Raw genomic sequence first — 23062 nt, 5'->3', positions numbered from 1 at the left:
GGCTTAGACCAAATCTGCAACTGCAGAAACGGTATGTCCTAGGAAATAACCAATACCAAGTAATAATCCAATCCAGATGAAACCACCTAGCACGTTATAGAACATAAATGTACCGAGGCTCATGCGTGCAGATCCAGCAGCAAAAGGCGCAAAAGAACGTACAAAAGGTACAAAGCGTGCGACTAAAATCGTTTTACCACCATGCTTCATAAAATATTTATTGGTTTTGACCATATATTCGGGCTTAAAGTAACGTGTGTGCTTATTAAAGTACTTAATGCCTAGCACGCTGCCCGTGTAGTAATTGACGCAGTAGCCCAAGACCGATGCGACAAATAACATCAGCCCCATGGTGTGTAAATGCACCACTTCCGTCGTTGAGCATAATGCGCCGATGGCAAGCAATAGGCTGTCTCCCGGCAGGAAGAACATAAATACTGAACCCGTTTCTGAAAATATCACCAGAAATAAAATGGCATAAATCCACACACCATAATTTTCCAATAACATGGGTAACCACTGTTCCAGATTCAGTAAGAAATCAATCATTATCACCTGTCTGATTATTCATCATATATGTCATTCCGCGACGCATTATCACCAAAAATAAAAAAACAGTCTAATTTTTCAATCAGACTGTTTGGTTTTCTTCGGTATCAACTTATTTCAAGAAGCCATTTTCAGCGAGAAAATCTAAGCTAATTTTAGATTGCGCTGTGGTCTCAGCGGCTTTATCACCAAGCAATAAACGCTCAATATAACGTGCTAAAACATCCACTTCTAAGTTCACTTTAGCCCCAGCTTTCCACGTACCGATATTGGTTCGTTCAGCCGTGTGCGGAATTAAATTTAAGCTCAGCACGTTGCCACGTAAATGGTTAATTGTCAGGCTAATACCATCCACGGTCACAGAGCCTTTTTCCGCTAAATAGCGTGCAATTTCTTTCGGTGCGGTCACTTCAAAATAAATAGAACGCGCATCTGAACGAACTTGAGTGATTTCACCTACTGCATCGACATGACCACTGACAATATGTCCACCAAAACGCGTGGTCGGCAACATGGCTTTTTCCACATTCACCGCCTGCCCTGCTTTCCAGTGTTCCAAAGTGGTCCGATTTAAACTTTCACGTGAAACATCGGCTGCATACCAATTACTGCCAAAGTCGATCACGGTTAAGCAAATGCCATTGGTGGCAATAGAATCTCCCAAATGCACATCCGACATGTCTAAATCTGTCTGGATACGCAAGCGGACATCGCCACCCACGTTTTGAATGCTTTCAACTTTACCTAGACTTTCAATAATGCCTGTAAACATGTTCAATCCCTGAAAAATATGGGGCGATGATTTTTACCACAAATCAAGTTGCGTGCTCACGCCAGAGGTATCGACACCACCTAATTCTGCAAAATGGTGCAATTGACTCAACAACTGACGGATTGGTGGACCTGATTTGGCATGCGTATCCGTGATGACAATAAACTCTAGTACGCGTGCACGTTCAGACTGACGCTGCTTACTCACGCGGTAACGTGGTACATCTTGCGTCAATAAGCTTACTCTGCCACGTTTTAAATTGGCTTGTAACAAATCTGTGGCGCTGATATTACCATCGGTTGAATAGCTCGTCAGGATGTAACGTGCATTGATGGTTTCTAATAATTTTTCATAAGCTTCTTTCGCATGCTTCGAAGAATTATACGGACTTGGACGTTCTTTACGCCATGCACGGTCGATTCCGCTCTTAAAGCCTTTGGTGTCTGGTGTTGGTAAATCCACCTGATCCCATAACGTTAAGGCATTCAACACATGGTAGTTACTGCTGTAAGCGTGCTGGTTATATGGTGGATCGAGATAAGCCACATCCACTTCAAAGCCACTCATTTGATTAGCCAAATGCTGTGCGTCGACACACCACATTTCAGCGGCGGGTTTTTTCGGATCACCAATTTCACAAAAACGACTTGGGGTCAGCCATAACAAAGAACCGATACGATCCAAGGCCGCTTGGGTTTTACCGCCCCAACCATGATGGAAACTTTTAAATACACCGCTGGTATTGCTGACAAAACTTGCTGAATACAATAACGGTGCCAACAAAGCACTCATTTCCACATCATCAATCGCGCCTTGAGCCTGCCAAGTTGCAATTTGCTGACGAATCGCATCGATACGCATACCGTTACGGCGTTTAAAGAATAAACGGTCACGTGCAGGATCGTAGATTTCATCATTACGTGGACACAAGTTATGGGTCACCCAACCTTTAACTTCTGGCAAACGGTTCAGATAATCGATGGCTTTTTGATAGCCACCCAACTCTTTAAACGCTGGTGCTTCAACACAAGAGAGAATCGCGCTGTTCAAGGCATGGCTGTAGGGTTCCCAGTCATTGGCAATAACACGATAGCCGTTTTGACGTGCCAACCGTGACACTACACCCGAACCTGCAAAAAAGTCAGCAAATATCGGCGCACGACCATCTTCGCGTTTTAAGGTTCCCGTTTGCTCAAGTGCTTCTAAAATCAGATGTAATAGACGGCGTTTGTTTCCCAAATAAGGAACCAACTGATGGAAAAGATATTCGTCTGTGGTACGAGCCGCATGACGACGTTTGTGATAAACCGTAGACTCTGAATTCATAGCGTCTCTTGAGAAGGGATTAACCTTAAGCGGATGTCATCACCCAATTGAGTGACATCTTTCAGCTTAAATCGAAGCTGCTCTGCCATGCGGTCAAATTCCGCATTAAACATCGCACGTGCTGACTGACCCAACAAGGTCGGTGCAACATAACTGATCATTTCATCGATCAAATGTTCTTGTAAGAAAGCGGTCGAAAGTGTCGCACCGGCTTCCACAAGTACATCATAAATTTGGAACTGTTGAACGCATGCTGCTAACAGATCGGCCAAAGGCTGAATTTCAAATTGTACCACGCCCAAGTCAGCAAGTTCCTGACGATATGGCCCCATGACCATCACGGTTTCAGGTTGCTGCAATATTTTTGCGCTTAATGGCAAGCGGCCTTGACGATCTAGCACGATACGTTTCGGCTGAACCACGTTACGCATGTCAACAGCGTCATCGAGCTGACGTACATTGAGTAAGCAATCGTCGGCTAATACCGTTTCAATCCCAGTGATTACGGCACCGGAGATTGCACGCCAATGCTGTACATCTTGTCGCGCTATTGCACCCGTAATCCATTTAGATTCACCCGAGGCCATGGCAGTACGCCCATCTAGGCTCGATGCGACTTTGAGCCGAACATAAGGCATGCCCGTCGCCATGGCTTTTAAAAAGCCCGAGTTCAATTGATGCGCTTCTGCTTGACAAATACCCGTAATCACTTCAATGCCAGCATCATGTAGGATTTGTACACCTTTACCCGCAACCAATGGATTGGGATCGGGACAGGCCACAACGACTTGAGCAACACCTGCTTCTACCAAACCTTTGGCACAAGGTGGCGTACGTCCATAGTGCGCGCAAGGCTCCAAAGTCACATAAGCGGTTGCGCCACGTGCGGACTCACCTGCATCACGCATTGCAAAGACTTCTGCATGCGGCTGCCCCGCTTTGGGATGAAAGCCTTCACCAACCAATTGACCGTCTTTGACAATCACACAGCCCACATTGGGATTGGGACGAGTGCTGTATTGCCCCTGCTGTGCCAATGCAATTGCACGCCGCATCCACTGTTGATGCTGCTGCAAAGTCACTTGATCTAACTCAGACATGTAATCACTCATGATAAAAATGGAAGCAGATGTGCATTAGTGCTCACGCTGCTGCATTTGCTCAATTTGACGACGAAAAGCTTCTACATCTTGAAAGTCTTGATACACAGAAGCAAAACGTACATAAGCCACATGATCTAAAGCAAACAAAGACTGCATAACAATTTCACCAATGGTGCGTGATTTCACGTCACGTTCACCCAAACGGCGAATTTGCAATTGAATATCACTGAGTACCGTTTCAATTTGCTCTTGCGTTACTGGACGCTTTTGCAAGGCATGCATCAGCGAGCGGCGGAGCTTGGCCTCATCAAAAGGTTCGCTCTTTGAATCCGACTTGATGACACGCGGCATCACCACTTCATAGCTTTCAAAAGTTGTAAAACGTTCACCGCAACTAATACATTCACGGCGGCGGCGTATCTGACAGCCTTCAGCAGCAAGACGTGAGTCAATCACTTTACTGTCTTCAGCGTTGCAAAATGGACAATGCATAGCGGTTAAATTGAACAAATCCGAATGGATTTAGAGTGTAGCAAAAATTTTGAAATTTGTAGAGCTTTACGCTAGATATGGAAAAAAAACAGCCCTTTCGGGCTGTTTTACACAATATATTGATTTACTGTGATCTTATTATTCTACACGTTCACCATGTTGACTTAAGTCTAGACCCATACGTTCGTCATCAGCTTCAACACGGATGCCAATCACCAGATCAATCACTTTCAAGATAATGAATGTCATCACAGCTGAGTAAGCGATGGTCGCTAGTACACCTTCGACTTGAACCCATAATTGATGCATTAAGTTACTCGGTGCATTGTCACCCATGATGAATTCGCTAGCAAAGAATGCTGTAAGGATCGCACCCACGATACCACCGACACCATGTAGACCAAACGCATCCAAAGAGTCATCCGCTTTCAACGCACGTTTCAGTGCAGTAATACCCCAGAAGCAAACGACACCACCAATCAGACCCATCGCTAGAGCGCCGCCAACTGTTACAAAACCAGCCGCAGGTGTAATCACCACAAGACCTGCTACCGCACCAGAAGCACCACCCAAGACAGACGCTTTACCACGAACTACTTTTTCAGTAATTAACCATGCCACTGCTGCTGCCGCTGCTGCAACTTGTGTTACCACCAATGCATAACCAGCGGAACCATTTGCACCCAGTGCAGAACCACCGTTGAAACCGAACCAACCTACCCATACAAGGCTTGCACCGATGACAGTTAGCGTTAGGTTATGTGGTGCCATAGATTCACGGCCAAGCCCCATACGTTTACCAAGCATGTACGCTGCAACGAGACCCGCAACACCCGAGTTGATGTGAACTACTGTACCACCCGCAAAATCAAGCGCACCGTCGTTACCTAACCAACCACCGCCCCATACCCAGTGAGTAATTGGTGCATAAACCACGACACTCCAAATTGCGATGAACGCAACAAAAGCACCGAATTTCATACGTTCTGCAATCGAACCACTAATAATGGCAACGGTAATAATGGCAAATGTCATTTGGAAAATAACAAAAAGAATCTCTGGAATCGTACCCGTCAACGCTTCTGTAGTGATACCCGACAACATAAATTTGTCTAAGCTACCAATAAAGGCATTACCTTCACCAAATGCTAAGGTATAACCCACAATCACCCACGTTAAACTCACGACACCCGCAGCAACAAAACTGTGTGCCATGGTGCTGAGTACATTTTTCTTACGGACCATACCGCCGTAAAACAATGCTAAACCGGGAATTGTCATAAGTAGAACAAGTGCAGTGGATACTAAAATCCATGCTGTATCACCTGTATCGAGCTTAGGTTCTTCTTCTGTAGGTGCTGGTTCTGCAGGTGCTGGCGCTGCTTCAACTGGAACTGCAGCTTCTGTTGTATTTAGCGTTGTTGTATTTGCAGTATCAACTACTGTGACTTCTTCTGTAGGTGCTGTTGCGCTTTCTTCAGCCCACGCAACAGAACCACCTAAAAGTGCACTGGACAAGCCGAGTGCAATTAGCATCTTTTTCATTCGTATCCCCCGACCTGATTTTCTGAGTTATTAGCTACTCAGCAAACTTCATGCCAATTTTTTAAACGGCATCTGCACCTGTTTCACCAGTACGGATACGGATGACTTGTTCCAGATTGCTTACAAAAATTTTACCGTCGCCAATTTTTCCTGTGCTTGCAACACGAGTAATTGATTCAATTACGGTATCGACCATTTCATCACTGATTGCGATTTCGATTTTTACCTTTGGTAAGAAATCAACCACATATTCAGCACCACGATAAAGTTCAGTGTGACCTTTCTGGCGACCGAAGCCTTTAACTTCAGTGACAGTGATCCCTTGAACACCATTTTCAGAGAGTGCTTCACGCACGTCATCTAATTTAAAAGGTTTTACAATTGCAGTTACGAGCTTCATGTTTTGTTTTCCTTCGGCTTATTTCACCTGTAAGGTTTTATGTTCAATTTTCATGCCAATATGACTACAGTCGGGGGAAAATAGTCAGCCCAGCATGAGATTTCTTTATAACCTATTTTATACGGATAATCTTGCGTATGCTTATAAAAATAGACGTTTTTACTAGAAGAATTACGATTTTACTGATCGATTAAACGCATATTTAAATAAAAGCACTATGGTCATGAATGTGGCGATGTTAAACTGCTGCCACCAATTCACTGAGGATGGTCAAAACAATGATTGAAACCTTATTACAAGCGATATTAGAACAAATCGATCAGCCGAAAAAAGACGTCGAACATAATCTTCGCAGCTTACTCAATGAAGCTGTGAGCAAAATGGATCTCGTATCTAAAGAAGAAATCGAACGCCAACGTACTGCACTGAATAATGCCAATTTACGTTTAAATGAATTGTTGAAACACGTCGAAGAACTCGAACAAAAAATTCAGAACAAAAAATAAGCACCTTTTTAGTGCAACAAAAGACGCATAACGATTAAAAATAATGCACCATAACGGAACAATAATATGTCTTTTGCCAAAATCTATACTCGGGGTTTGCTCGGCTTAAATGCACCCCAAATTGAAGTTGAAGTTCATGTCAGCCAAGGCCTACCGTCATTGACCATTGTGGGCCTACCTGAGGCCGCCGTCCGTGAAAGTAAAGACCGTGTCCGCTCTGCGATTATTAATAGCGGCTTTCAGTTTCCGACCAAACGTCTGACCATTAATCTAGCACCCGCAGATTTACCCAAAGATGGTTCACGTTTAGATCTCGCCATTGCTTTAGGGATTCTGATCGCGTCGGGACAACTTCCTGAAAATGCAGCAGATGGTTTTGAATTTATTGGAGAATTGGCACTTGATGGTTATTTACGACCTGTCAGTGGCATCTTAAGTATCGCCATTGCCTGTCAGCATATCGGGCATCATCTGATTCTACCGGCACTCAATGCCGATGAAGCGGCGCAACTGCCGGAGTTCCAAGTCTTTCCTGCACAGCATCTTAAGGATGTATGTGAACATTTAAGTCGTTCAGCCTTAATCAGTAGCCATCCCTCGACATCGTCAGCCAATCAACACAGTTACCCTTTTGATTTATCTGATGTGAAAGGTCAACTGAGACCACGTCGTGCTTTAGAAATTGCGGCGGCTGGCGGTCATTCCCTGCTATTTCGTGGCCCTCCAGGCACAGGTAAAACTCTACTCGCCTCGCGTTTGGCCAGCATTCTTCCGCCCTTAGATATGCAAGAAAATTTGCAAGTCGCGAGTATTTATTCCATTGCAGGTGCAAATCATCATTTTGGGCAGCGTCCATTTCGTGCGCCGCACCATACTGCGTCTGCGATCGCCCTCGTCGGTGGAGGATCAAATCCTAAACCGGGTGAAATCACCTTGGCACATTTAGGGGTTTTATTTTTAGATGAACTTCCTGAATTTGATCGAAAGGTATTGGAGGTATTACGGCAACCACTCGAATCCAAAGAAATTGTGATTTCACGGGCTTCTCGTCAAATCACCTTCCCCGCAAATTTTCAATTGATCGCGGCAATGAATCCTTGCCCATGTGGCTATGCCTTTAATCAAGACAGCCGCTGTCAATGTAGTGCTGAAAGTATTAAACGCTATCAAAACCGTATTTCAGGTCCATTATTAGATCGTATTGATTTACATATAGATGTCCCGCCACTAGCAGCACATGAATTACAAAGTTCGCAAGAGGTTGAAAGCTCAAGTACGGTTAGGCAACGTGTCATTCGTGCCTATGAATTACAAATAGATCGCCAGCAAAAATCCAATATGGCACTGACGCCGACGCAATTGGAACAACAAGCAGTTTTGGATGCTACTGCACAGAATATTTTACAGTTAGCCCAGCAGAGAATGAATTTATCTGCGCGTGCCTATCATCGGGTGTTACGTGTTGCCAGAACCATTGCCGACTTGGCTCAAAGTGAACACATTCAAGCTCAACACGTTTCTGAAGCACTGTCCTATCGAAGCCAACTCAATGCTTAAAAAAATGGCGACCTAAGGTCGCCATTTTTAATGCTCTTTAAAATTAGAATTCGTATTTCAAACCAAATACGACTTTATTCTTTTGTTTTTCATCTGCACGGTCATAACCACCAACTGTGTAATTCATGCTTGCGGTAACACCTGTATCTGCTAAAGGCTTGCTTAGACCAATATCAAAGTGACGGAAACCAAAGCTTTCTGTTGTTCCTAAATTATCTTCAAAATCACCTGAATCTTGATATGCATATAAACCAAGCGCGGTATCTAGACTGAAGTCTTTAGGAAGTGCATAGCTATATGATGCTTTGATATAAGTATCACCTGCATTACCCCATGAAACATCTTCAAGCAAAGTTTGCGCTGTTAAGCCAAAATCTTTATAGCTTAGCCCAAGCATTGTTTCTAAACCGTTTGCATCACTTGTATCAATATCATAGTAATAGTAGTAAGTTAGGCCTGCTGTGTAACCAAGATCATCATTAATTGAACCGTTATAGCCCGCATAAAAATCATTTTCAAAACCATTCGGTAGGTCATCACCATAGTTTAATGTTGAACCCCACCAACCTGCATAGAAGCCTGATGCATGGCTATAATCCAAACCACCTTGGATTGTCGCATCTTTATTTTCAGGCACATTGGTAATACCACGTAAATTATAGCTAGACAGTACGCCGATATTTCCAGATACAGAATGCTCTGAAGCAGGTGCTTCAGCAAAAGTAAACGTCGATGCTGCTCCTAGTACAGCGATTGATAAAGCTTTAAGTGCAAATTTCATGGTTTGTTCCCCCACATCGTGCGACGACGTATTTTTTGGTTATTTCGTTGAACTCAATGATGTATTAGCAAGCGCTGTGCCATGTTTAAAAATATACACATATTTTTTTTATAAAGGTCACGATTTTGGCTTTAATAAAACATACAAGATACTGTTTTTATTTATTATTTTTTAATTATCCTATTTGGCCTTTTTTCTCTTTAATTTATTTTAGAATGCAGATTTTCATCTATTTAGATTATTTAAATCTTCGGGTTGATAGATGTAACAGGATTTTAAAAATGCGCTTTTTTGAGTATATTTTTTCAACACCGATCTCAAAAATGCATAAAAAAAGTGCACAATCACCATTATGCACTTTCAAGAATATGACCGAATACGATCAACTCGTTAATGTTAGAAAGAATAGGTTAATCCAACCACAACGTTATCGTCTAATTGCTCACCTTCACGATCTTTACCGCCCCATACATAGTCAGCAGCAATTTCAAACCCAGTATCTACAATCGGTTTACTCAAGCCTAAACGTGCTTCAGTGAACACCACATCTTCTGTGGTTGTTAATAGGCTGTCATCACGACTGTCATTAAAAACAGAAACACCAAGCGATGAATTTAATGAAACATCATAAGGTAATGCATAGCTATAAGTAGCATTCAGATATACATCACCTGCGTTGCCATAATTAACATCAGACAACAATACAGCCATGCTTGCAGTTAAATCTTTATAACTTATGTCCTGAATAAATTCGACGCCCGTTGTGCGACGCTTTTCAGATCGGTCGTCGTTATAAACTGAACCGCCACCTTGATAGACATAGGCCATCACTTGTGACTTATAGCTCCAATCTTCATTCAGTTCACGTCCATATCCAACATAGAAATCATGTTCAAAACCATGTGACTGACTGTCGTCCGTAGGGTCATAGTTGAGTGTAGAACCCCAATAGCCCGCGAACAGCCCACTGTTGTGTGCATATTCAAGTCCGGCTTGTAATGCAGCTTGATCATTTTCTTCACTCGCACGGTACACATATTTGTTTACCACGCCCAAACTTCCAGACCAATTCCCTTGTGCAGTTGTGGCTTGTTCAGTTTGTTCTGCAAATGCAGGGACTGTACCTAGGGTCACTAAAATACTTAAAATTGCTTTTTTATAAAATTGAATCATGTTTAGTCCCCACATCGGATCGATCGTGGATTGGGTTGAGTAAAATTTAGCGCCGATTTTAATCGATTTTACCGCACTGTATAGCCCCTTTTTTCTTATTTTGATCAATTAAATCATTTAAAAACAAAGGTAAGATTATATAAAATAGTAAAAAATAAGCTTTTGATTCATAAAATATCTTTTATCGTGTTCCAGTCTTTAACAATGATTTAATGTTTTAATTTATATGTATTTATCACGATTATTATCATCTTTTATTGAGCTAGATTTTAAGGAAAACATTTCTGACGACTTCGCTAAAAGTCATTCTCTATTTACAAAAAAACACGCCAACAGTACTTACTTAGCCTGAACATTGATGCCATGCACCTCAGCAGTTTTTATACTTTTTGATCAAAATACCAATTTAAATTCAGCACAAATTGTCGCGAAGAGTAATGATAAATCAGCAAGTTAAATGAAAGTTTTTACCGTTTTTTATATTTTTTTATGATAAGCAATGAAGAAACTTCTCTTTAGCTTAATATATATTCAATTTAAATAAACTATTTGTTAAACAACAATAACATACGAAACATTTGCTTATTACAGATTGACCGATGATCTGAATGTTTTCTAACTTTAGTGTAATAAGCGCATTAAAAATAGTGATTTTTTTAAGAAAAAATATACAATCGCACTACATATTAACCAAATTTGCATGAGGCTCTCTCCCAATGCTTAAAGCTCAACAACTAACACTTGCAGTATTAGTAAACGCTGCTCTTATTTCTACTGCTTTTGCTAGCGAACAAAGCGAATCTAAAGGCTTTGTGGAAGATGCCGAAGGCTCTGTATTGTTCCGTACAGGTTATTTACATCGTGATAAAAAAAATGGCGTAGATGATACTAGCTCTTTTGCGCAAACTGCTATCGTAAATCTTGATTCAGGTTTTACCAAAGGCACTGTTGGTTTTGCAGCGGGTATCATAGGCGATGCATCAATCAAACTTGGTGAAAATGCTCATACCGGTAACGATATGATTCCAACGCATGGTAGCAAAGATGCGAATGGTAAAGTTGATGCTTATGATCACTGGGCGCGTGGCGGTGCATATGTAAAAGCACGTATTTCAAATACGACTGCAACTTACGGTACACAACTTCTCGACATCCCTGTTTTAGCAAGTAATACTGCACGACTAGTACCTGAATACTACACAGGTGTTTTGGTTGAAAGTAATGAGATTAATAATCTTAACCTGATCGCTGGTAAATTCACTGAAAATCAATTATCAAATCAAATTAATTCTGATGGTGCTAAGTTAGACCGCGCAATTGTTTGGGGTGCAAAATATAAAGCAAATGATCAATTAAATCTTGCTTACTATGGTACAGATATTAAAGATCGTTTAGATCGTCATTATATCAATGCCAATTTTACTCAAGGTTTAGCTGATAAAAGCTCATTGACTTATGATTTAAGCGCTTATCACACAAAATGGGATAAAGATGCTAATCAATACTTATATTCTCAAATTGGTGAAAGCAACGACTCATTCGATAACTCAATCGCTGCCCTTTCTACAACATATAATCGTGGTCCACACAATGTCATGGTTGCTTACCAACAAAACTTTGGTAATACCGGTTACGACTATGGCTTAGGTACAAACGTTGGTGATGGTAAACAATCTATTTACATGCCAAACTCGTATCTATCTGACTTTATTGGTAATGATGAAAAGTCTGTACAACTTCAATATACCTATGACTTTGGCGCATTAAATGTTCCAGGCCTATCTTGGACTTCAGCATTTGTTTACGGTTGGGATATTAAAGCCACTAATAATGCTGGCACAATGATTAGCGACAATGAAGAAGAACGCGAATTCTTTAACCAAGTGAAATATACCGTTCAATCTGGTTTTGCCAAAGATGCAAGCTTACGCCTTCGTCATTCTTACTACCGCGCTAGTAATAACTACCAAAACAACTATATTGGTGATACCAATGAATGGCGTATTTGGTTAGACATCCCTGTGAAATTATTTTAATTTCGCAGCGACTCTAAGATAGCGAAAAAAAACCTGCACACTGTGCAGGTTTTTTTATGAGCATCGATTTCATCTAAAAACGATGCTCAACTTAAAACAATATTATTTGTTCGCAGCTTTGTAAGCTTCAATTGAGCTAAGTACTTCTTGTTTCGCAACATCAGCACCTTCCCAACCACTTAACTTAACCCATTTACCAGGCTCTAAGTCTTTGTAGTGTTGGAAGAAATGTTCAATTTGATTGATCAATAACGCAGGAAGATCTGTATATTCTTGAACATCTTTATAAAGCGGAGTCAATTTGTCGTGTGGAACCGCAACGAGTTTTGCGTCAACACCACCGTCATCTTCCATGTTCAATTTACCAACAGGACGGCAACGAATTACAGAACCTGGTTCTACTGGATGTGGAGTTACCACAAGTACGTCTAGTGGGTCACCATCCAAAGATAATGTATTTGGAACATAACCATAGTTCGCTGGGTAGAACATTGCAGTACCCATGAAACGGTCTACAAATAACGCATCAGAATCTTTATCGATTTCGTATTTGATTGGTGCTGCATTTGCAGGAATTTCAATAATGACATAGATGTCGTTTGGTGCATCTTTACCCGCTGGGATATTGCTGTAGCTCATAGCATCACTCTTTAAACAAAGTTAAATCTTTTAATCCGGCACAATTATAACGGTTTTATCGCTTTTTTTGTGATTTTAGCGATCATGCTGATAATTTAATCATCAAGCAGAACATTTAGCTTAATTTAATGACCAATAACATCAGACAAATTGGGCATAACATCGACAAGGTCCAAATAATTGAACGTAAAGTTGCCCAATTGGCTAAATAACATAGCCCATAAATAACGCGTAAAACGAGATAGGCAATCCCAAAGGTCATGATGTATTGCTGATGAATCACCATGTATTCGGCCATTAGAATAGCCGCAATAAATAAAGGTAAACTTTCAAAACTATTTTGCTGCACTGCATGTGCGCGGCTCGCCAACCCTGTTGAGCGCGCTAAAACTTCACGTGGATTTTGATTATCACTCGACTTAAAACCTGCAGCTCGCTTCGCAATAAATGTAAATACATATGGCAATAAACAAGCGGCCAAAATGAGATAGATGATCCCACTGATGCTGTGCATGTGTTTTTTCTCAGGAAGATTTTATGGCTGCTATAATACCATGGCATTTCGTGAATAATTTTTGTTAAATATAGTGTTTTTATAATCGGCAGATGAAAGGATCCTCTATGAGCACTTCTGATCGAGATCAATTATTTGAAGTTCTTGAAGAGCAAAAACGCCATCAGCTTCGCGTCGATCGTGTCTTAAAAATCGTCATTCCTGTGACTGCATTTTTACTAGCTGTGATCTGCGCCAACTTAAATGTCTGGTCGACTGTTTTCAGCTTTGTCATCATGTGGATTGCATTCTATGCAGTTTCCATCAAGCAACTTCCCCTTTGGCATTGGGTCATTGTCATTGCACTATATTGTTTAGTCGACAATATTTTAACCTATGGCAGCTATAACCAATCTGGCTTTAGTCGTCAGTTCGGCGCGATGTTTATTTTCTTAGGTGTTTTTGGTGTAGGACGTCGCTACTTTGATCGCTGGTCGATGAATAAAGGTAAGCTTTAATAAGCTAAATTTAAAGCGATAAAAAAAGCGCCCGAAGGCGCTTTTTTATGCATCGTATTATGCTGTTTTACGCAAATCTTTACGTAGAATTTTACCGACGTTCGATTTTGGTAATTCATCCATAAATTCAACATAACGTGGGCGTTTATAGCCAGTTAAGTTTTCTTTTGCGAATGCCAAAACTTCTTCAGTTGTTAAAGATGGATCTTTTTTCACAACGAATAATTTAGGTACTTCACCTGATTTTTCATCAGGAACACCAATCGCAGCAACTTCTAGTACTTTTGGATGTTTTGCAACAACTTCTTCAATTTCAGAAGGATAAACGTTGAAACCCGATACCAAAATCATGTCTTTTTTACGGTCTACAATCTTCACATAACCGCGTGGATCCATGACACCAATGTCACCTGTACGGAAGAAACCGTCCGCCGTCATTACTTTGGCAGTTTCATCTGGACGGTTCCAATAGCCTTTCATGACTTGAGGACCACGAATCGAAATTTCACCTTGCTCACCTTGAGCAACTTCATTGCCATCATCATCTAAAATAGCAACTTCAGTCAGTGGCAATGGAATACCAATTGTACCGCTGAATTCCATAGACGCTGGAGGGTTTGCGGTTGCAACAGGTGAAGTTTCTGATAAACCATAACCTTCGATGATATTGGTACCGGTAACTTTCTTCCACGCTTCTGCAGTCGAAGGAAGTACTGCCATACCACCACCCATCGCCATTTTTAGCTTGCTGTGGTCAAGTTGCTTGAACTCTTCATTGTTCACCAAAGCATTAAACAAAGTGTTCACTGCTGGGAAGAATGAAGGTTGGTATTTACGTAATTCTTTCATTACCGCAGGTAGGTCACGCGGGTTAGGAATCAATACGTTCGCCTGACCTTTGTACATGCCGTAAAGTGCACACACCATAAATGCAAAGATGTGATACAGCGGTAATGCACAGAAGATACGATCATCTGGCTGACCATCTTGCTGACCAAATTTACTTTGGAAAATACCATCACACTGCAACATGTTTGACACAAGGTTACGATGTGTCAATTCTGCGCCTTTAGATACGCCAGTTGTACCACCGGTATACTGAAGTACAGCAGTATCACTTAAAGTTAAGTTTGGACGTTTGTAATTGTTTGCACTCACTTTAGACATTGCTGCATTAAAGCGAATATGACCTGGAATGTTCCAAGCTGGAATTTGTTTACGTACTGAACGTAATACAAAGTTAACCAATGTACCTTTCAGCGTACCAAGCATGTCACCCACAGATGCCACGATCACGTGTTTTACTGGGGTTTTACCAATAATCGCTTGGTAAACAGATGCAAAGTTTTCAATAATAACAAGAGCTTCTGTTCCAGAGTCATTCAATTGATGCTCAAGTTCACGAGAGGTATACAGTGGATTCACGTTGACCAATACCAGGCCAGCACGGAATACACCCAATGCGACAACAGGATATTGAAGAACGTTCGGCATCATGACTGCAACGCGTGAACCTTTGGCCAAACCTAAACTTTGCAAATAAGTTGCAAATTTACGACTAGCTTCATCAAGTTCTTTAAAAGTTAAGACTTTATCCATAAAGATAAAGGCATCTCTTGAGCCAAACTTCTGGAAATTACGCTCAAAAATATCGACCAATGAGGTATTTTCTGCGGGTAATTCTACAGTTTCTGGAATCCCTGTCTTTTGGTATTCAGCGAACCAAATCTTTTCCATAACGCCCAATTCTCCTGTCGTAATCCTTAATAATCCAACTGTTTTTTTTCAATATTAAGCGGTCATTATTTAACTTGTTTGTGCTTAATATTGCATCCATTTCACGAATAACAGCATATATAACGTATTTCGTTCCATGGATGCTAGTATTATCTTTGAATGAACAGTTTATTTGCTTTTTGATATCCACGTGGTAACAACACGCCTTTCGATGCACGTTTGCCCACATATTTTTGCAGATCGTCGGCTTTAAGCTTTAATTGTTGATTACCTGCAAGCACTTGAATTATTTCATCTAAATTCAAAGTTGTCATGGATACAATTTGATCTTTTGCCTCAAGTTGTATCAATTTATTACCTTTACCCTTATTTAGGACTGGTAATTCATCAAGTTCAACCAACAGCAAACGCCCCGCAGAACTGAGGAGTGCAAGATGTGTTGCATTCTCAATCGCCGTTAAATTCATAACTGCCGCCCCTTCGGACAAGCTAAGGAAGGCTTTACCCGCTTTGGCATTGGTATCTAGATTTTTCGCTTGGGTTTTAAAGCCATAGCCTTTACTACTCATGGCCAAGACTTCTGTTTCATCTTCAGCAATAAATACTTGTTTAAAGCCAACACCACTTGCAGGTGCAAGTTTAGAACTCAGAGGCTCACCTAAACCACGCGCGGATGGTAAAGTATTGATGCCCAAAGCATAGCTACGACCGGCATCATCTAAGACATAAACACGTTGATTTGATTTACCTTGTGCATGGCTGAGATATTGGTCACCTGCACGGAAATTTAAGTTCTCAGCGTCGACTTCATGACCTTTCGCCGAGCGAATCCAACCTGCTTCAGACAACACCACAGTCACAGGATCTGCAGGAAGCATATCTTGTTCATTAATCGCATGGGCTTCTGCACGTTTCACAATTGGAGAACGGCGGTCATCACCAAATTTCTTCGCATCTTCTTTCAGTTCATTAATGATCAAGGCTTTTAATGATTCAGGATTCGCCAATTGTTCACGAATAATGGCAGCTTTGGCTTCCAGTTCTTCTTGTTCACGGCGCATTTCCATTTCTTCAAGTTTTGCCAAATGACGTAACTTGAGTTCTAAAATGGCTTCGGCTTGAATTTCATCGATATTAAAATGCGTCATTAACACCGGTTTAGGCTGATCTTCTTCACGAATAATACGAATTACTTCATCAATATTCAGATAAGCAATGATCAAGCCTGCAAGTATATGTAACCGTTTTTCAATTTTATTCAGATGATAAGTCAAACGACGTGTCACGGTATTTTTACGGATTTCAATCCATTCCAACAAAATACGGCGGATCGATTTCACTTGCGGACGACCGTCAGCGCCAATCATGTTCATATTGACACGATAGCTCGACTCTAAGTCAGTGGTTGCAAATAGATGACTCATCACCGATTCAGCATCAATACGATTCGAGCGCAGGACAATCACTAAACGTGTTGGGTTTTTATGATCTGACTCATCACGTAAATCCGTGACCAATGGCAACTTCTTCGCCTGCATTTGATCTGCAATCTGCGTGATCACTTTTGAACCTGAAACCTGATACGGCAGCTCCGTAATCACGATTTCATTTTTCTCAATGCTGTACACCGCACGAGTTCGATAACTACCGCGACCCGTGGTTTGTATTTTGAGTAATTCTTCTGGAGAGGTAATAATTTCCGCACGTGTCGGCAAATCAGGTGCGGGAATATATTCTGCGACTTTTTCATCGGTTAAATTAGGATTGCGAATTAAGGCGATGGTACCCTTCACCACTTCACGTAAGTTGTGCGGTGGAATATCGGTTGCCATACCCACTGCAATACCCGTTGTGCCGTTGAGTAAAATATTTGGAACACGTGCCGGTAAATTCACTGGCTCTTTCATCGAACCATCAAAGTTATCCTGCCAATCACAGGTCCCTTGTCCTAACTCAGACAATAATAAATCACTATAAGCAGACAGTTTTGCTTCGGTATATCGCATTGCTGCGAAGGATTTCGGATCATCTGGTGAGCCCCAGTTTCCCTGACCTTCAATAAATGGATAGCGATAACTAAACGGCTGCGCCATGAGGACCATGGCTTCATAACAAGCTGAGTCACCGTGAGGATGGTATTTACCCAGTACATCACCAACCGTACGTGCAGATTTTTTTGGCTTACCCGTTGGCTTTAACCCGAGTTCGCTCATCGCATAGACAATACGACGCTGAACGGGTTTTAAACCATCACTGATATGTGGCAATGCACGATCCATAATCACGTACATGGCGTAGTTGAGATATGCTTGTTCGGTAAATTCTGCTACGGAACGGTTTTCTGTCGCATGATGCGCAAGGCTTGTCATAACAACCTGTAATCCTAAATTGTTCGTTCTTTATTGGGTTCTTATGCTATGTCGCAGGTGTCCCCTATACAAGGGGATGATCTAACACTCTGCGACAAATTGTGTCTTATGGCGTAAAAATATCCATTTTATTCACCATGATCAACTAAAAATTCAACAGTCTTTATAGACCGATGGATTCTAAAGTTTTGCCCTTGGTTTCCTCACCTAAAACCAAAATCACCACGGCAACTGCAATTAAGACTGCAGTAAACATCATAAAGACATAGCTAAAACCATGATCCATATCCATCATATGTGTCACGGCAAAAGGTGCTGCAATGCCCCCGATCCGACCAATGGCACCCGCCCAGCCCGAACCAAAGGCACGAATATTGGCCGGATATTGTTCTGGTGTATAGGTATAAAGTACGCCCCAAGCACCGAGATTAAAGAAAGACATTAAACAGCCCCAAATCACAATCTCTGTCACACTGCCAGACTGTCCGAAGAAATATGCCGAAATGGCACACATCCCAATGAAGCCAGCCAAAGTAGCTTTACGACCCAATTTTTCGACCAACCATGCCGCTGCAATATAACCTGGCAATTGTGCCAAAATCATGACCAAGACATATTCAAAGGATTGAACAATGGTGTAGCCCTCTTTGACCAATAAACTTGGTAACCACGTAAAAATGCCATAGTAAGAAAAGACGATACCGAACCAAATGAGCCAAAGCATTAAAGTACGACGTGCAAAAATGCCTGACCAAAGCTGTGAAAAACTGATGTTGTGCTTTTCTGCAACCGGTTTGACCTCAAAAATTTCAACAACTTGCACACCACATTTGGCTTCAATCTTTTTCACCAATGCGTGTGCTTCATCAAAACGTCCACGGTTGATTAAATAAGGCACCGATTCGGGCACCATTTTCCAAATCACGATTGCATATAATGCAGGAATACCGCCAATCAAGAACGCTGCATGCCAACCAAAATCAGGAATAATAAAGCGTGAGACCAATGCAGCAACCAACCAGCCTAGTCCCCAAAAACTTTCTAGTAAGACAATAAAACGGCCACGCACTTGCGCCGGAATATATTCACTGACCAAAGTCACCGCGACAGGGAGTTGCCCCCCTAAACCTAAGCCGACAATAAAACGAAATACCAACAACCAAGTTAGATTAGGTGCAAACGCACATGCAGCGGTGGCTAAGCTATAAATCACCAATGTCCATGCAAACACTGTTTTTCGGCCGAAGCGATCTGCCAGTCCTCCAGAAAACACCGCGCCAATCGCCATCCCAACAAAACCAATCGAGACCACCCAACTTTTATCATTTGGCGTCATGGCCCAATCTTCAGCCATTTTCGCTAAGATAAAGGAAATGAGCCCCGTATCCATGGCGTCAAACATCCAGCCAAGGCCAATAACCCAAAGTAAAGTGTAGTGAAACTTACCGATGGGTAAGCGTTGTATACGTGAGACTAAGTCCATAACAAGATCTCTGAACTGGTGGAAGGATGAACACTGCTTTCCCAACAGGATGTATGATTTTGCGTTTTTTAGTATAGATCCATGCAAAAGACCGACCATTGATCCGTCTTTTTAGCATTTTAATGTGATGTTATAGCAACGCGGCTACGACAAATCTTTTGAAGATACTGACTGATCATCATCATCTTTATAAATAAATTTAGGCATTTCTAAGCCAAAGTAAATGGCGATCAGACGTAAGGTGAAACCGAAAATGAGCGTCGCAATGACGGTCAATTCTAGCGATAAGCCAATCTCAATGCAGAGCCAATAACAAATCACGGACACAAAAGAAATACTGGCATAAAGTTCACGACGGAACACTAGAGGAACATCGTTACATAGAATGTCTCGTAAAATACCGCCAGAGACACCAGTTAGTACCCCTGCTACCGCAGAAACCACAAAACCATGTCCCATTTCTAAAGCGATTTGACAGCCAATAATGGTAAAACCAATGAGACCCAAGGCATCGAGAACCAAGAAGATATTACGAAGATGACGCATCCACTTTGCAATCAGGATGGTGACAAATGCAGCAAAGCAGGTCAGCATGAGATATTCGGGATGCTTAACCCACGTCAGCGGATAGTGCCCAAGTAGCACATCACGAACCGAACCGCCCCCCAGTGCCGTGACACAGGCAATTAATGTTACCCCAAACCAGTCCATACTCCGCCGACCCGCAGACAATGCACCTGTCATTGCTTCTGCCGTGATTGCGATAATATAAATAACGGTAAGTAACATCGCCCTTCTTCCACTGAGGGTTGAGATGCGCGCTATTCTAAGCTAAATCTACTCAAATGTTATAAAAATTGCGCACAACATTGTTTAAATTTTCGTCCAGAACCACAAATACACGGCTGCTTCATGGTGATTTGCATCTCTGTGGTCGGATCCAGGAAATACCAGCGCTGCTCGAACTTCACAAAGTGTGAAATTTCATGATGTATTTGCGCTTGCTGCCCATCGTGATAATGCGCTTTAAATTCAACTTGAGCATGATTTTTATCGAGCTTTTCTTGAGCCTGTACCACCTCAAGTTTTAACCATTGATTGACCTGACTCCACGCTGCAATGGTACTCACATCCAAGGCTTGCTGCTGTCCAATTGCAGTTGTTTGTACAATATAATCAATCTCATGCTGTGCAAAAGCACTATAACGTGAACGCATCAACTGCTCTGCAGTCTGTGCATTTTCACGGCCCGCATGTAAGGGCTGACAACAGTTGGCATACTCACCTTTGCCACATGGACATTGGACTTGTGACATGTTTGTTTCCATAAAAAATAGCCTGACAATGCAGGCTATTTTAACGGATCTTTCCACACAATTTTCATCAGTAGATCCGTATCGATTCAAATAAAAGAATGATACACGGTAAGGTCATCCGCAAGTGTTTGAGACAGGACTACTTCTAATCAAAAATGTTTTTGCAATGCTTTGAATAATTTGACGGTAGTGAACGAGTTTTGCGGATGACAATGGTTTTGGGTACTTTTGCCGAACCAAAAGTACCTCCAGCCGAAGGCTAATCCCTTTATTTAAACCCTAGATGTAAGACTCCGTCGAATAGACTTAAAAATCATTTTAAAAATGCGTAATTACTTTTACGTGCGTAACATCAGTGATCTATATAGATTACCCCCCGATACGCAACTTAATCTTCAGTTGGCATGGGAATGACATGCACTTTTTCAATCTTATGACCATCCATCGTGACCACCTCAAAGATGTGTTCATCCGCTTTGAATTTTTCACCATTGGCTGGTAAACGACCCAAATGGAATAAGATATATCCGGACAGAGTTGAATACTGTTCAGCATCATCCACCAAATCACGACCCAACAATAAAGACACATGACGAATGTCCGTTGAGCCATCGAGTAACAATGAACCATCATCGAGGCTTTCTGCTGCCGTCTCTGGTTCATCTTCATCGGGGAACTCACCTGCAATCGCTTCTAAGACATCGATCGGTGTTGCAATCCCTTCAATTGAACCGTATTCGTTTAACACCAAGGCCATTTGCAACGGCGCTTGACGTAGCTGTTCCATCACCATCAAAACTTGAGCATTTTCATGCACCACCACTGGCTCACGGAGATGTTTTTCGAAATCGAGTACGCCCGTTTCAATATAGTCATTCATGACTTTATGAGTCAGTACCGCACCCGCAATATTGTCAAGCTCACCATGTGCCACAATTAAACGTGAATGCGTGGTACTGAGTAATTGAGCACGAATCGCCTCAGGTTCTTCATCTAAATCAATCCATTCCAGTTCAGGACGAGGTGTCATCACGGACTTTACTGGACGCTCAGATAAACCCAGTACCCCTTGTACCATGACACTGTGGTAAACCCCGTTGTCTTCATCAAAGACTTCATCAGCAAAAGCACGTGTTGCAAGCACATCTTCATTTTCATTTTGATTGTCTGCAACATTTTTCCCACCGAGCATACGCATCACAGCTGAGGCTGTGCGATAACGTAAGTCTGTGGTTGTCACCATTTTTTCCTGATTATGACGCATGGTTTGGTTCAAAAACTCAATCAGTACGGAGAAACCAATGGCTGCATATAAGTAGCCTTTTGGAATATGGAAACCAAAGCCTTCGACTAAGAGCGAGAAACCGATCATCATCAAGAAACACAGGCACAGAATCACTACCGTTGGATGACGGTTCACGAAGTTCATCAGAGGCTTAGATGCCCACAGCATGATGCCGACAGCAATAATGACCGCAATCATCATGACTGACAGGTGTTTCACCATCCCGACAGCAGTAATCACGCTGTCGAGCGAGAACACAGCATCGAGCACCACAATCTGCACAATCACCATCCAAAACGTCGCATGCACAGGATTTTCTTCCTTGAGCATCGGCTTATTTTCAAGACGTTCACGCAGTTCCATGGTGCCTTTAAATAGCAAGAACACCCCACCAAACAGTAAGATTAGGTCTCGACCGGAGAATGGATGGTCGAAAATATGGAACAGTGGATTGGTTAGAGTCACCACCCATGCAATTGAGGCCAGTAAGACCAATCGCATACACAGTGCAAGCAATAAGCCGACAATCCGTGCGGTATTACGCTGTTCTGGCGGTAATTTTTCCGCAAGAATCGCAATAAAAACCAGGTTATCGATACCTAAAACAATCTCAAGCACCACCAGTGTCAATAAACCCACCCATGCAGAAGGATCGGACATCCATTCAAAGATCATGGTTGTATCTCCTGAATGTTATTCACACGTGGATCATGCTGATTTGAAGATGATATGCATTGGACATGCGCAAACGCTTTTAATGGCGTTCTTTCTAATATTTTGATGTGTGCTGAGTGACAACAACCACTACCCATGACGGTTCTTTAGCTTGAAATGAAGTTTTAAGTATAGCAAGTTAAGGTAAAAATTCACCCTTTTTTACCAAAGTACAATCTCAGTAAGGAAGAATTTAAACCCAGTGATGACATTAAATTGTCATATTTAGCTGCCAATGTAGTGTCATAAAAAATAACATGCTAAGGTA

The 23062-nt window shown here is 41.8% G+C and carries 21 protein-coding genes; 4 read left to right on the top strand and 17 right to left on the bottom strand.

The annotated features are described in order from the left end of the window. Nucleotides 1-3: 3 nt before the first annotated feature. The 7 genes from AC4CU0_RS01120 to glnK form a co-directional block, all read right to left on the bottom strand. The gene (locus AC4CU0_RS01120; RefSeq protein WP_078189460.1) at nt 4-549 is read right to left on the bottom strand and encodes a VTT domain-containing protein; all 546 of its coding nucleotides are present in this window, start codon (nt 547-549) and stop codon (nt 4-6) included. Nucleotides 550-661: 112 nt separating this feature from the next. Next, entirely contained in the window at nt 662-1321 is a 660-nt protein-coding gene (locus AC4CU0_RS01115; RefSeq protein ID WP_078192598.1) for a riboflavin synthase, read from the bottom strand. A 33-nt stretch (nt 1322-1354) separates the two neighbouring features. Then, nucleotides 1355-2647 carry a DNA adenine methylase gene (locus AC4CU0_RS01110; RefSeq protein WP_078189462.1) on the bottom strand — a complete coding sequence of 431 codons (1293 nt, stop codon included), beginning with the start codon at nt 2645-2647 and terminating at the stop codon, nt 1355-1357. After that, a complete protein-coding gene (gene ribD / locus AC4CU0_RS01105; RefSeq protein WP_490742262.1) occupies nt 2644-3747 on the bottom strand; it encodes a bifunctional diaminohydroxyphosphoribosylaminopyrimidine deaminase/5-amino-6-(5-phosphoribosylamino)uracil reductase RibD in 1104 nt (367 codons plus the stop codon). The genes AC4CU0_RS01110 and ribD overlap by 4 nt, the downstream gene beginning before the upstream one ends. Before the next feature lie 36 nt (nt 3748-3783). Further along, complete coding sequence (nrdR, locus tag AC4CU0_RS01100; protein WP_067763170.1) at nt 3784-4242, bottom strand: transcriptional regulator NrdR; 459 nt, start codon at nt 4240-4242, stop codon at nt 3784-3786. Between the two features lie 138 nt (nt 4243-4380). Continuing rightward, a complete protein-coding gene (locus AC4CU0_RS01095; RefSeq protein WP_180008071.1) occupies nt 4381-5787 on the bottom strand; it encodes an ammonium transporter in 1407 nt (468 codons plus the stop codon). 61 nt (nt 5788-5848) lie between these two features. Continuing rightward, nucleotides 5849-6187 (bottom strand): P-II family nitrogen regulator, encoded by a 339-nt coding sequence (gene glnK, locus AC4CU0_RS01090; protein ID WP_067763174.1) that lies wholly within the window; start codon nt 6185-6187, stop codon nt 5849-5851. Between the two features lie 278 nt (nt 6188-6465). Between glnK and AC4CU0_RS01085 the strand changes: the two genes are divergently transcribed. Both AC4CU0_RS01085 and AC4CU0_RS01080 read left to right on the top strand, forming a co-directional pair. After that, entirely contained in the window at nt 6466-6693 is a 228-nt protein-coding gene (locus tag AC4CU0_RS01085) for an accessory factor UbiK family protein (RefSeq protein WP_078189551.1), read from the top strand. A 66-nt stretch (nt 6694-6759) separates the two neighbouring features. Further along, nucleotides 6760-8250 (top strand): YifB family Mg chelatase-like AAA ATPase, encoded by a 1491-nt coding sequence (locus AC4CU0_RS01080; RefSeq protein WP_490742261.1) that lies wholly within the window; start codon nt 6760-6762, stop codon nt 8248-8250. Between the two features lie 43 nt (nt 8251-8293). Here AC4CU0_RS01080 and AC4CU0_RS01075 read toward each other — a convergent pair whose 3' ends face one another. Then, the gene (locus tag AC4CU0_RS01075) at nt 8294-9031 is read right to left on the bottom strand and encodes a TorF family putative porin (RefSeq protein WP_180008086.1); all 738 of its coding nucleotides are present in this window, start codon (nt 9029-9031) and stop codon (nt 8294-8296) included. Between the two features lie 396 nt (nt 9032-9427). Continuing rightward, on the bottom strand, nt 9428-10204 hold the full coding sequence (locus tag AC4CU0_RS01070) for a TorF family putative porin (protein WP_180039913.1): 777 nt from the start codon (nt 10202-10204) through the stop codon (nt 9428-9430). Nucleotides 10205-10920: 716 nt separating this feature from the next. Between AC4CU0_RS01070 and AC4CU0_RS01065 the strand changes: the two genes are divergently transcribed. After that, entirely contained in the window at nt 10921-12240 is a 1320-nt protein-coding gene (locus AC4CU0_RS01065) for an OprD family outer membrane porin (protein WP_180026517.1), read from the top strand. A gap of 102 nt (nt 12241-12342) precedes the next feature. On the opposite strand, the gene ppa is transcribed toward AC4CU0_RS01065, so the two are convergent. Both ppa and AC4CU0_RS01055 read right to left on the bottom strand, forming a co-directional pair. Beyond that, the gene (gene ppa / locus AC4CU0_RS01060; protein ID WP_078189469.1) at nt 12343-12879 is read right to left on the bottom strand and encodes an inorganic diphosphatase; all 537 of its coding nucleotides are present in this window, start codon (nt 12877-12879) and stop codon (nt 12343-12345) included. A gap of 115 nt (nt 12880-12994) precedes the next feature. Next, a complete protein-coding gene (locus AC4CU0_RS01055) occupies nt 12995-13393 on the bottom strand; it encodes an MAPEG family protein (protein ID WP_078189470.1) in 399 nt (132 codons plus the stop codon). Nucleotides 13394-13500: 107 nt separating this feature from the next. Here AC4CU0_RS01055 and AC4CU0_RS01050 point away from each other — a divergent pair, with 107 nt between their 5' ends. Further along, nucleotides 13501-13890: a hypothetical protein gene (locus tag AC4CU0_RS01050; RefSeq protein ID WP_180088837.1), complete on the top strand. Its 390-nt coding sequence runs from the start codon at nt 13501-13503 to the stop codon at nt 13888-13890. A 57-nt stretch (nt 13891-13947) separates the two neighbouring features. Here AC4CU0_RS01050 and AC4CU0_RS01045 read toward each other — a convergent pair whose 3' ends face one another. The 6 genes from AC4CU0_RS01045 to AC4CU0_RS01020 all read right to left on the bottom strand — a co-directional run bounded on the left by AC4CU0_RS01045 (nt 13948) and on the right by AC4CU0_RS01020 (nt 22755). Next, nucleotides 13948-15627 carry a long-chain-fatty-acid--CoA ligase gene (locus tag AC4CU0_RS01045; RefSeq protein ID WP_180008091.1) on the bottom strand — a complete coding sequence of 560 codons (1680 nt, stop codon included), beginning with the start codon at nt 15625-15627 and terminating at the stop codon, nt 13948-13950. A 149-nt stretch (nt 15628-15776) separates the two neighbouring features. Beyond that, complete coding sequence (gene parC / locus AC4CU0_RS01040; RefSeq protein ID WP_168378242.1) at nt 15777-17996, bottom strand: DNA topoisomerase IV subunit A; 2220 nt, start codon at nt 17994-17996, stop codon at nt 15777-15779. A gap of 163 nt (nt 17997-18159) precedes the next feature. Further along, complete coding sequence (niaP, locus tag AC4CU0_RS01035) at nt 18160-19479, bottom strand: niacin transporter NiaP (protein ID WP_180005205.1); 1320 nt, start codon at nt 19477-19479, stop codon at nt 18160-18162. Between the two features lie 144 nt (nt 19480-19623). Next, on the bottom strand, nt 19624-20268 hold the full coding sequence (locus tag AC4CU0_RS01030) for a trimeric intracellular cation channel family protein (protein ID WP_078189475.1): 645 nt from the start codon (nt 20266-20268) through the stop codon (nt 19624-19626). 59 nt (nt 20269-20327) lie between these two features. Beyond that, entirely contained in the window at nt 20328-20795 is a 468-nt protein-coding gene (locus tag AC4CU0_RS01025) for a YchJ family protein (RefSeq protein WP_490742260.1), read from the bottom strand. 388 nt (nt 20796-21183) lie between these two features. Then, entirely contained in the window at nt 21184-22755 is a 1572-nt protein-coding gene (locus AC4CU0_RS01020; RefSeq protein ID WP_180105626.1) for a TerC family protein, read from the bottom strand. Nucleotides 22756-23062 lie beyond the last annotated feature (307 nt).

The sequence above is a fragment of the Acinetobacter sp. LipI_15 genome (assembly GCF_058242865.1).
This window is presented reverse-complemented; position numbering and strand designations above follow the sequence as displayed.